The sequence below is a fragment of the Marivirga atlantica genome, from assembly GCF_016734805.1.
Lineage (GTDB): Bacteria > Bacteroidota > Bacteroidia > Cytophagales > Cyclobacteriaceae > Marivirga > Marivirga atlantica.
The window spans coordinates 933,697-945,583 of record NZ_JAERQG010000002.1 but is presented as its reverse complement, the minus strand read 5'-3'; the positions used below and the strand labels follow the sequence as shown (position 1 = coordinate 945,583).

At 35.1% G+C, this 11,887-nt stretch carries 8 protein-coding genes; 1 reads left to right on the top strand and 7 read right to left on the bottom strand.

Features of this window, described 5'->3' with window-relative positions; all coding sequences use genetic code 11:
* The first annotated feature begins 155 nt into the window (after positions 1 to 155).
* Entirely contained in the window at positions 156 to 1,334 is a 1,179-nt protein-coding gene (locus JKP34_RS11170; protein ID WP_201921141.1) for a lycopene cyclase family protein, read from the top strand.
* Here the strand turns inward: JKP34_RS11170 and JKP34_RS18350 are convergent.
* The 7 genes from JKP34_RS18350 to JKP34_RS11135 all read right to left on the bottom strand — a co-directional run bounded on the left by JKP34_RS18350 (position 1,331) and on the right by JKP34_RS11135 (position 11,781).
* Positions 1,331 to 2,644, bottom strand: coding sequence for a sensor histidine kinase (locus tag JKP34_RS18350; protein ID WP_201921137.1), 1,314 nt, complete (start codon positions 2,642 to 2,644; stop codon positions 1,331 to 1,333). The two genes, JKP34_RS11170 and JKP34_RS18350, sit on opposite strands and share 4 nt — an antisense overlap.
* A gap of 268 nt (positions 2,645 to 2,912) precedes the next feature.
* On the bottom strand, positions 2,913 to 4,244 hold the full coding sequence (gene ffh, locus JKP34_RS11160; protein WP_201921132.1) for a signal recognition particle protein: 1,332 nt from the start codon (positions 4,242 to 4,244) through the stop codon (positions 2,913 to 2,915).
* Between the two features lie 123 nt (positions 4,245 to 4,367).
* The gene (locus JKP34_RS11155) at positions 4,368 to 5,405 is read right to left on the bottom strand and encodes a tetratricopeptide repeat protein (protein WP_201921130.1); all 1,038 of its coding nucleotides are present in this window, start codon (positions 5,403 to 5,405) and stop codon (positions 4,368 to 4,370) included.
* Entirely contained in the window at positions 5,398 to 6,513 is a 1,116-nt protein-coding gene (locus tag JKP34_RS11150) for a DEAD/DEAH box helicase (RefSeq protein ID WP_201921127.1), read from the bottom strand. The genes JKP34_RS11155 and JKP34_RS11150 overlap by 8 nt, the downstream gene beginning before the upstream one ends.
* Positions 6,514 to 6,528: 15 nt before the next feature.
* Positions 6,529 to 7,740, bottom strand: coding sequence for a DEAD/DEAH box helicase (locus JKP34_RS11145; protein WP_201921123.1), 1,212 nt, complete (start codon positions 7,738 to 7,740; stop codon positions 6,529 to 6,531).
* A gap of 132 nt (positions 7,741 to 7,872) precedes the next feature.
* Entirely contained in the window at positions 7,873 to 8,730 is an 858-nt protein-coding gene (locus tag JKP34_RS11140) for a M57 family metalloprotease (RefSeq protein ID WP_201921120.1), read from the bottom strand.
* Positions 8,731 to 8,892: 162 nt separating this feature from the next.
* On the bottom strand, positions 8,893 to 11,781 hold the full coding sequence (locus JKP34_RS11135) for a S8 family serine peptidase (RefSeq protein WP_201921117.1): 2,889 nt from the start codon (positions 11,779 to 11,781) through the stop codon (positions 8,893 to 8,895).
* Between the last annotated feature and the right edge of the window lie 106 nt (positions 11,782 to 11,887).

Genomic DNA, 11,887 nt, shown 5'->3' with positions numbered 1-11,887 from the left:
TTAAGGCTGTATAACATGGGTAGCTTAAAAAAAATTCATTAAAACCTGATTTCTAACTCTACTAATATAAGATGAAACAATCAGATTAAATTTTACTTTTATGGTTCGATTCAGTTAATGTTTTAAAGTCATCGTTAAATTTAACACCTCTTTCATTGAAGTATTCAAACATACCTATAAACAAGAAATATGATTATATAATTGGAGGGGCTGGTCTTTCAGGCTTAACATTAGCCCTTAAATTATATGAATCTGGATTGCTTGAGAAGCATACGCTGCTTTTGATTGACCCAAGCGACAAATCCGAAAATGATAGAACCTGGTCATTCTGGAATAAAAAATTACCTAAGTTAACTTATTTACCTATAAAAAACAGTTGGGATAATGCCCTTATCAAATCCAATAGCCATAACCGCACTGAAGATTTACTGCCTTACACTTACTACAACATTGAAGGTATCGATTATTACAATTATGTAAAAAACAAGCTAAAAGATGTTGCCAATATTGAATGGTTAAAAGACACAATCATAGAGGATGAGCCACATAAAAAGGAAGTATTCACCAGTTCTGCATCAATAGCATATACACACTATTTCTTTAAATCACATTTTTTTTCTGATGAGTTAAGCACTCTTCTTTCAGATAAGGACAAATCAGATTTCTTTCTATGGCAACACTTTTTAGGTTATAAAATCAGATTTAAAGAAGACAGATTTAAACCTAATCAATTTACATATATGGATATGACTATACCTCAGCAGCAAGGAGGATTAAGTTTTATGTATGTATTACCTTTTTCTGAGAACACCGCTTTAGTTGAGTATACTTTATTTAGTAACAAGCTTCTTGAAAGAACAGCTTATGAAGAAATGCTCTTGTCCTATATTAAGACTGAATTTGGTGATGATTACGAAATCGAGGCTGAAGAGTACAATAAGATTCCGATGTCCACAAAGATTAAAATTGATAGAATCAACAATGTGATCCCTATAGGTACTTTAGGTGGTGTGGTTAAAGCTAGTACGGGGTATTCATTTTTAAGAAATCTTAAGCATGCTACTCACATTGTGAACCAATTGAAAAGAGGAACGGATAATTTTAAGTATCCTATTTCAAAAAGGCATCAATTCTATGATAAAGTGTTAATTAATGTAATAGCCAGCCAAAAGTCTGAAGGTTTAGCAGTATTTAATGCTTTATATAAAAATGATTTAAAACTGCTTTTCAAATTCTTAGATGAAGAAACTACTATTTGGGAAGACTTAAAGATTATGAGATCAGTACCTACCTGGCCTTTTATAAAGGGAGTTTGGGCCTCTCTGTTGGATTAGAATAATTCTTTTCCCAGCGGAATATTTGCTTCAAACATGGTTTCTTTTTCCGCATTTGAGTAATTGAGGATAATGCTTCCATTCAATTTTTTAGTAACAAGCTTACAGATGTAAAGCCCAAGACCTGGCCCTTTTGGTAGTTCTGAACCAACGAAAAACAAATCAAAAATTTTCTGCTGTTGTTCATGCTTAATACCTATTCCGTTGTCAGCAACTTGAATTTTTAAATAATCATCAACCACACGAATATCAATTTTTACCCACTTTTTCAGCTTCAAAGGATCATAAAACCTTATTGAATTAGCAATCAAATTCTTAAGAATTAAATGCGCTAGTGATGGGTCTATCAAAATATGATCTTTTACTTCTGAATTAACCTCTATATCTAAATGAGAATATGGCTCCTCATACTTTAACCTCGTGAAAACAGTATCCAGAATATCATCAATAGTTACCTTCTGCCTGGAGATAGGTCGTGCCGTTATTTCATATACATTACTTAACCTGGTAAGCATTGTATCCATTTGATCAGCTGATTGCTGTAAGTGGATCAAATGGTCTGTAATGTCATCACCATTACGATATTCCATGTTAATCAAATGACTAAGGCCTTTAAAGCGGGCAATCGGGCCTCTTAAATCATGAGCCGATTTATAAATAAAATCATCTAGCTCCTTATTTTTCTCTTGAAGTAATCTGTTTGATATAGATAGCTCTTCTGTTCTCTCTTGAACTTGTTGATCAAGGTTTCTGGCAATATTTAAGAGCTTTCTATTTTGCTCCTGAATAATGCGTTTGGCTTCATTCACCCTATTTCGCTCAAGATCTAAAAGCTCATTTTGAGATTGAATCTCTTCTAATGCTTCTCTATTTTCTTTATTCTTTATTAATAAATCTTGTTGAGCAGCCTCAATTTCCTCTTTTTGTTCTTTGATGAGCGAAAGAGCAGCTTTATAATCTTCGTTTTGTGCTAATAATTCCTGATGTTTTTTCTCGAGAATTTTGGTTCTATCCTTCACCATACTTTCTAAGTATTGGTTATGCATTTTAATGCGCTTGGAACCTAAATTGATAAAACCGAATGCAGTACCAAAAATACCGAACCCTAATGCAGTCCATATAAACAGACTAAAGCCATCATCTTCCGAAAATAGCGAAGCTGTATTATTAGCTGTCACAGACGAAGCCCATAAAGTTTTTGACTTTGATGGGTTTTGGTTAACAAACTCACTTTCAGAATAATGGAATCCTAAAAGCGAGAGGCTGCTAATAATAGTTAATACAATAGAGTAAAATATTATTTTCCTCACACAAATTGTTTATTAAAAAAACACAATAAAAGATTTAATTCGTTCTATTAATTATTAAATCTTTAAACTTACACATAATCAGATACTTAGCTTTTTGTAACTGAAGTGTTAATTTAATGAAAAATAAATCTGACAAACAAGATAAACTGCAATTATTTATACAGTAGTATTGAAATTTTAAGAATAATTGAACTTTACTCAGAATTAATGTTAAAATAAAAAAGCCTTCTTATTAGAAGGCTTAAGTTATTAACGAGTGAACTATGTTTTATTTGCCAAAAGGATTGAAACCGGCTAGGCCTCTCTTGCTACCACTAAGCTTATTCATGGTTTTCATCATTTTGCGCATATCCTTAAACTGCTTGAGGAGATTATTAATTTCTTGAACAGAAGTACCGCTACCTGTAGCAATTCGCTTTTTCCTGCTTCCATTCATTAACTCAGGATTGTGACGCTCTTCCGGTGTCATTGATCTAATGATAGCTTCAACAGGCTTAAAAGCATCATCATCAATATCTAAGTCTTTAATTTGCTTGCCCATACCTGGTAGCATGCCCAACAAATCTTTTATGTTACCCATTTTCTTGATCTGCTGTAGCTGAGACAAGAAATCCTCAAAATCAAACTGATTCTTTCTTATCTTTTTAGAAAGTCTGCTGGCTTCTTCTTCATCGAAAGTCGCTTGTGCTTTCTCAACTAAGGAAACCACATCACCCATACCTAGAATCCTTTGAGCCATCCTGTCAGGATAGAAAAGGTCTATGGCTTCCATCTTTTCGCCAGTACTTACAAACTTGATTGGTTTGTCCACCACGTTTCTGATAGAAAGGGCTGCACCACCTCGTGTATCACCATCTAACTTTGTTAGAACAACACCATCAAAATCAAGTCTTTCATTGAAGGTCTTAGCAGTGTTTACCGCATCCTGACCTGTCATTGAATCTACAACAAACAGCGTTTCTGAAGGATTAAGGCCTTTTTTCAATGAGGCTATTTCATCCATCATTTGCTCGTCTACCGCCAAACGACCTGCGGTATCCACTATAACTACACTTTTGCCATTATCTTTGGCGAATTTTAAGGCATTATTAGCAATTTCAAGGGCATTTTTATTCTCTGGTTCAGCATAAACCTCAACACCAATTTGCTCACCTAATACTTTAAGCTGATCAATTGCTGCCGGTCTGTAAATATCACAAGCAGCTAGTAAAACCTGCTTGCCTTGTCCTTTAAGTCTGTTGGCCAGCTTACCACTAAAAGTAGTTTTACCAGAACCTTGCAAACCAGAAATCAAGATAGTTGCCGGTGAACCTGATATCGTAATATCCTCCTGCTCACCACCCATTAATTTAGCAAGCTCCTCCTGAGTGATCTTAGTTAAAAGCTGGCCCGGAGAAACAGCAATTAATACATCACGACCTAAAGCCTCTTCTTTTATTTTATCAGTTACTTCTTTTGCTACTTTAAAGTTTACATCGGCATCAACCAATGCTCTGCGTATTTCTTTAACAGTTGTAGCAACGTTAACTTCTGTAATTTGGCCCTGCCCCTTTAAGGTTTTGAAGGCGCGGTCTAATTTATAACTAAGATTATCAAACATATTTCTATATACTAAAATCGTGAATCAGGCTGCAAAAATAATAAATTTATTGGCTTATGTGAAGGATTACCGCTAAAGTAAACCGATGTTGTTTATATTTGATCAAAACGCTAGGATACTATTTTATTTACAATAAATAGAAAGAGCATTTTGACCTTCGGCCTCCCCAAGCTCAGCTGATAAGTTAAAATACCTACACGCTTTACTTTGGTTATTCTGCTTAAGGTAAAGCTCTCCCAGATAAAAGTTGGCGAGAGGCAAATCTTTCTTTTTATTTAATGCCGCTTCAAGTTGTCTTTCAGCCTCTGAAAATTCTCCCTTCTTCAAGGCCAGCACTCCTAAGTTTCTATAGACATAAGGATTACGTTCATCAATCGATATACTCTGTCTTAAATCTGATTGAGCTTTTTCAAAATCACCTATCAAGGTATGTATATATCCCCTATTGTTTAAAAAGTAAGGCTGAAATTTATTAAGAGAGATGGCTCTATTGGCACTATTCAATGCTTCTTCTAACGCTTTTTGATCAGTTTGCACAAGAGCCAACAAATTCCATGCATTGGCTTCTTCATTATTTAGCGCGATTGCCTTTTCAACCAATTGCTCTGATATTTCCAAACTATCCTGAAAGTAATAAACACTAGCCAGATTGGTGAAAATCTCTGCATTATCTGGGTCTAAGGAGGCTGCTTCGTTAAAGCTTAGTTTGGCTGTTTCATATTGTTTTAAGCCTACTTGAGCTAATCCTTTTGCCAAATAAACAAATGATGAATCTTCATACTTCTTAAGTGCTGGCTCAAGATCATCAAGCGCTCTGTAATATTCACCGGCATCATAAAAGGCATTACTCCTATTATAATAAGCTCTCGTATAGTCCGGATTTAATTTAACAGCTTCATCGTAGGCATGAATAGCCTCATAGATATTCCCATTTTTGTATAATATAATGCCTTTAGCATTCCAGGCTACCGGATTTTTCTCATCCAATTCAATAGCCTCATCGATATACTTGATTGCCTTTGGAGTCTGCCCTTCAGCTACCAAATTAAAGCTCTTGTTAATCAGTTTCTGTTGTCTTTCTTCCTTTGAAGCACACGATACAAATACCAGCATGAAAGAAATGGAAACAAGAAAAAAAAGACTTGAACTTGATTTAAGCATAAGGTACTTTTTTCAGTTTCACGCCCACCTCATTCTCTATTTTCTTGATTAATTCCATGTCATACTTAGTAACAAGTGCCATGCTTATACCTCTATTACCTGCTCGGGCTGTTCGTCCACTTCTATGGATGTAGTAATCAATTTGCTTAGGAATCTCATAATGGACCACATATGCTAAATTAGCTACATCAATTCCTCTTGCGGCTACATCGGTAGCAATAAGCATTTGAAGCTTTTTGGTTGTGAATGAACGAAGCATCTTTTCTCGCTCCTTTTGATTCATATCACCTTCAATAATGCCTACCTCTAATTTTCTGGCTGACAGCTGATCATACAAGCCTCTAGCAGAAGCTTTGGTATTACAAAATATGATGCCTCTCTCCTTTTTCTGAGTTTGCAGAAAGTAAAGCAGTACATTGATTTTATCTGACTTTTCACACAATACGAATTGATGCTCAATTTTTTCGTTCACCAACTGATTACCTCTTACCTGAATATGATTGGCATCGGGCTGCAGAAATGTTTTGATCAGGTTTTTTATTTGCTGTGGGATGGTAGCGGAAAAGAGCCAAATCTGCTTTTCTTGCTTCATAGTAGCAAGAATAAATTCCAGGTCTTTTTTGAAGCCCATACTGAGCATTTCATCAGCTTCATCAATCACTACAGTTTTAGCCTGACGAATGTCAATATCCTTTCTTCTTATTAAGTCTGCCAAACGGCCGGGTGTTGCCACAACAATATGGGTAGGTTTTCTAAGCGCTTGAATCTGTTTCTCTATTTTCTCACCACCAAAAACACATTCTGTAAAGACTTTTTCAGTGTATTTAGTAAATTTAAAAAGCTGCTTATTAATCTGTTGAGCAAGCTCTCTGGTTGGTGCTATTACCACAGCCTGTATGTATTTGTCTTGAGGCCTAATATTCTCAAGAAGTGGTAAACCAAAAGCAGCCGTTTTTCCAGTACCAGTTTGTGCCTGTGCAACTAAGTCAGACTTGTTTTGAAGTAAAAACGGAATTACTTCTGCCTGAATTCCGGTAGGCTCTTTAATATTTAATTCATTCAGCCCTTTTATCAAGTCAGCTGAAACGCCCAATTCTTTGAATGACATTTTCTAATTTACTAGTTATTTATATTTCTTTTTAAAGGGCTTCTTACGATTCCCTCCTGAATGTTTCCTTTTGTTAAGCTCATACTTAGGCCCTTCTCCTAACCTACTTGGCAAACTTGTTGTTTTTGAAACCTCTCTTTCGATAAGCTCTTCTATTCGAGTGAATTTCTCAACATCCTTTTCGTTTATAAAAGTTATTGCCTCACCTTTAGTTGCTGCACGTGCTGTTCTACCCACTCGGTGCACATAATCTTCGGCATCTCCAGGCACATCATAGTTAATTACCAAGCTAATATTTTCAACATCTATTCCTCTTGAAATGATATCTGTACCTACTAGTACTTGTAGCTTTTTTGCCCTGAAATTTCTCATGATTTCCTCCCTTTCGGACTGATCCAAATCACTATGGAAAGATTTAATTTGAAGAGGCAATTCATTTAACTCCTTTGATAGTTCCTTTACCTTATCTTTAGTTGAGGCAAAAATGATAGCTGTTTCATATCTGCCTGATCCTAACAAAAACTTTGTTAATGGAATTTTCTGATTGTCGTAGGTCATAAAAGCTTTCTGAGAAATAGCTTCTGCCGGCTTAGAAATAGATAGCATCACCTCTTCAGGATCATTAAGTATCTCATTTGCCAGTTTCTTAATCTTTGGAGGCATGGTAGCAGAAAACAGGATGGTCTGTCTCTCTTTTGGCAATTGCTTTACAATCCTTTTTATATCGTCTGCGAAACCCATGTCAAGCATTCTGTCAGCCTCATCTAGTATGAGGTGCTTTACATTACCCAAATTGGTAGCTTCGCTATTTAATAAGGCAATGAGTCTACCGGGTGTTGCCGTAATAATATCAACACCTTCTCTTATGGCTTTCTTTTGCTGCTCCCAAGCTGCCCCATCACCACCACCATAAATAGCTATTGAGCTGGCATTTGTAAAGTATGAAAAGCCTTCTATCTGCTGGTCAATTTGCTGGGCCAACTCTCTGGTTGGAGCAATAATTACTGTGTTAACTTCTTTAGAAGGTTTAGAAGAAGCTATTTTATGTAATACTGGCAACACGAAAGCCGCTGTTTTACCAGTACCGGTTTGTGCGCAGGCAATAATATCTTTGTTTTGCAGAATAATAGGAATTGCTTGCTGTTGTACTGGAGTAGCATCCTTAAAATTCATCATGCTTAGACCTTCTACTAAGGTATCATGAAAATTAAATTCGGTAAACTTCAAAATTTTGATTTATGGTTTTAGATTCTAATTATCAAAGGTAAGTATTACTTTGATTAATCATAGATTATAGAAAAATAGACAATAAAAAAGGCGACCATAAGTCGCCTTCTAAAATAAATAAAATACTACAGATTAGTATAAGTAATCTAAAGCAGTTCTGTCATCGTTGTTGAATGGTCTGTTAGAGCCATCAGTACAAGCTAACATCCAAGAAGCTTTGCTTGCAGAAGCACCAGTTGGTGTACCTGGGATGTGATTAGCACCTACACCACCATCACCTTCGTTTGAAGTAGCTCCACCACAAGAGATCGATCTGTCAAAATAATCTGTGTGACGGAAACCAATGCAGTGTCCCATTTCGTGAGCAATTATAGTAGCAATACCATCAGTAGAAAGACCATAAGATGATTCTAACACTCCACTCATTTTGATTTCTCCATAAGGATCACAACCTGAAGTTGGGAAACCAGCAGAACCTAACACGCCTCTTCTTTCATCTCTTTTGTTAAGACGAGTCATTACAATGTCCGCTTGATTTTGGTTAGAAACTCTTCTAAAGGTTAAAGTTAAACCTTCAGCATTATATCTACTAATTGCTTCATCAAGACCAGCAATCATAGCAGGACTATAAGCACCCTTATTAGGACCTTTACTGCTTGCATCTTCCTCTTGAGCAAAAACGGTAATTTCTCTTGGTCCGCAAACCAAATTATCTGTTGAGTACTGTTCAGCAACAGGTAAGTGATTAGGCTTAGACATTTCAGCAATATTTTTATCCGTTAGGTAAATATCACCTTCAACTAAGTAACCATCTTCAAATTTAGTTGGTGCTTGATTAGTAACATCGAAGCCAAGATTTTTGATCTTCTGGATAGTTACGTCATCAACTGCCAAATTATCAATAGTTGCAGTTTCATCTTGCTGGCAACCTGCTAATACAAAGCCACCAAGAGCTAATACTGTAATAAATCTTTTAAAATTACTTAACATGATTATTATGTTTTTTGGTTATAAGCTCGAATATGTGGCAAGCAGATTGGAATTCCTAATTAAATTCTGAAGAATAAATATACCGCAGTATTTAATTGGCTATATTATTCAATAAGTACAACATTAATCTGAATATCTACAATAAAAGTATACAGATGTATTTTAATAAAACAAGAGCTTTCCTGAAGCTACTAGCTCTCCATTTTTAATAATCTGATAAAGATACAGGCCTGCATCTACCTGAGGCCTTTCAATAAATAAACGATCATCATCAAAATTGTAATGAAGTACTTCTTTTCCATATATTGTTGTAAGCCTAAATTCATGAATTTGACGAACCGACTTCCCAAATACTCTTATATCCTGATCTGAATTAACTGGGTTGGGGAATACAAGGAAGTCCTCATCTTTAACAAAAAAGGCATTGAGTTTATCACTTATTATCTGCTCGCCATTGATAAAATTAATAAGGAGTCGATAATTATTTAATCCATTATCAGGATTCTCATCCAATAGTTTTACAACCTCTTCTTTAGGTACTTCAGCAATCACATCTTGCCATGAATTACCGACCTCTTTCTGCATAATAACTTCTGAGATGTTATTTATACCTCCTAATTCAGAATAAATAAAAACACCCGAGTCCTGCTCAACATAGGTGTATAAATTATTGATATAGCAGAAAGCTCCTTGCAAGTCATAGTCTACGGTAAAACTACTTATTAATGATTTACCATTAATATAGGGGGTTAGACGCAGAAAATTTGAGGATAAAACAGCTTTTTGAATTGTAATACTTGTATCAGCTTGTTCGTATAACACCCGAGGTTGATCATTTTGAATATTACTTAACTTATAATAGTCAACGGACTGGAAGCTATTCCAACTCACAGCAAGAGAATCTTCACAGTTAAAGCTAACACTCAACCTGGTGGGTACTGAAATAGAGAAAGTATCCGAAATAAATTCATCATTACCTATTTCCATTTTTAACTGTGCCAACTCATTGATTTCAGGATTATTCCACCTGAAATTCTCAGAACGTAAATCAACAGTTTCGCTGACTAGTTTCCATTGATTGTCACTAGTGCCAGTCAGCCTGTAGTATAATTGACCTGTAGAGATATCATAAGAATTCTCCCAGCGCAAATGACTTGTGGTTTCACCATTATATGGAATGTTATCTGTTGAAGTTGGACTGGTCCATCTAAAACTATCTGCAATATCATATTGATAAGCTATGTAAAATTTTTGCTCTGTCGAGCTAATATCATAAGGAGTCACTTCTATGATTACTTCTTCTCCCGAAGGATTATTTATAAAAACTTGTTCAACGTTATTTAAATGATCCTGGCCTGTTATAGCTGCCTTATTTAATGAAGTTTCATTTGGTGATGAATCAAGTATAAATGGTAAATGTTCATCACCACTTACAGAGACAGATAAATCTAAGTCATTTATTAAGGCAATAGCGTCATTTGGATTGGCTGGAACATCATTCCAAACCAAAGTAACCTTTACGTTAATAGCATTATTTGGTATTTGAATAGACTGGCTGAAAGCGGAAGACTGAGAAGAAATCACCCCAGAAATAAAATGCTGATTTTTGATTGTTTCGATTGCAGCTAATGCATTTAGTTGCCCATAACCAGTTTTAAAATCAGGACCTAAGGTTCCTACATCGTCAGCCGAATTAATTAAAATAGCTTTAGCTAAAGCTGAGGGCATTGCTGAATCATAAAGCATTTTAAATTGCTGCTGCATTAAAATACCTGTTCCTGAAACCATTGCAGCAGAATTAGAAGTACCTGCTATACTATAAGTACTCAATTCTGGTTTAATTCGCCCATCAAAAGCAGGGCCTGAACTGCTATAAGGTACATGATTCCCAGTAGTATCCACTGAAGCAACAGCTAAGGTGTTTTTCGCATTTTTATAGTTACCAGTAAGGTTAGCAAACCCTGGCAATCCGGCATATTGACCTTCTTCAGACTCTTCCAATCCGCTATTACCTGAGGACTGAATATGAAGTAAAGTTTTATTGTTAAAAGCACTTTTATCATAGCTTTGAGCCAATACCCCATAAAAAGGTTCTATTGCAGTTCCATAAGAATGATTCTGTAACTGAACGTCATTTTCATTGTAGTAAGCATCAGTTTGAGGAGCAATATCGGCAAAGCTCACCGATGAATGATTAACATTGGTTGCTACTCCCCTCCCTGTAACAAAGGAATTGCCATTTCCTGCAATTATAGTTGCCATTTGTGTGGCGTGGTTCTCAGAAAATTCACTTTCTAAACCACTATCGACATAACGTCCTTTTAAATCTATATCATCAGTATCATAAAAGGATTCTTGAATGCTTATGAGTTCGTTCTCACCAGTTAGGTAAGGATATAAATTATGAACAGTATTGATTCTATTAGGATTAAGGTTGAGATCCAATACTGTAGCTTCACCCTTAGGTAGTAAACTTTCAATTGTAATAGCTTCAATGTTATTATTGGCTAAGAGTTCTTCTAATGTCACTCTTGTCAATCGCCCTCTATATTTATATACGTTATAGGCTATCCTCTTTAAATTATGAGACTTTGACAAATCATCAGATTCATTATTTACATAAATAAGAAAGTCATTCTGAAAGGTCTTAATTTGAGGATCATTGTATTGCTGCAATAGTTGTTCATTCAACTTCCATAAATTATTAGCTGGGTAAAATCTATAACCAACTGACTGATCACTATAGGCGTCTTTTAATTTTACGATAAAGTTTTGTTCATCTAACCTTCTGATAACCACAAATTTTTCTTGAATTTGGGCTAAAGAACTTACCCCAGCATTTTCATTAAATAGCAGATAAAACTGTGTGCTTTTTGTTGTTTTTTGCAGATCAGAGGACTTTTCAATGAATTGTGACCATTTAAGATTAGATTTTACGGTTTGAGCGTTACAATAACTAATATCGTAGTTGATAAAATATAAAATTACTAAGATAAATATCACTATTTTACTTTGTACGTTATTTAATATTGTATTAATATAATTCGCCATTTATAGCACACTATGTTATATTTTTTAAACTATAACGAAAATAAATTGCATTTATTCAATAATGTTTAAAAAAATGTTATCGTTTATTTTCGCTTTTGTAAAGAAA

Coding starts and splice junctions, on each gene's coding strand:
- ffh (WP_201921132.1), bottom strand. CDS start 4,244: ATGTTTGATAATCTTAGTTATAAATTAGACCGCGCCTTCAAAACCTTA.
- JKP34_RS11155 (WP_201921130.1), bottom strand. CDS start 5,405: ATGCTTAAATCAAGTTCAAGTCTTTTTTTTCTTGTTTCCATTTCTTTC.
- JKP34_RS11150 (WP_201921127.1), bottom strand. CDS start 6,513: ATGTCATTCAAAGAATTGGGCGTTTCAGCTGACTTGATAAAAGGGCTG.
- JKP34_RS11140 (WP_201921120.1), bottom strand. CDS start 8,730: ATGTTAAGTAATTTTAAAAGATTTATTACAGTATTAGCTCTTGGTGGC.
- JKP34_RS11135 (WP_201921117.1), bottom strand. CDS start 11,781: ATGGCGAATTATATTAATACAATATTAAATAACGTACAAAGTAAAATA.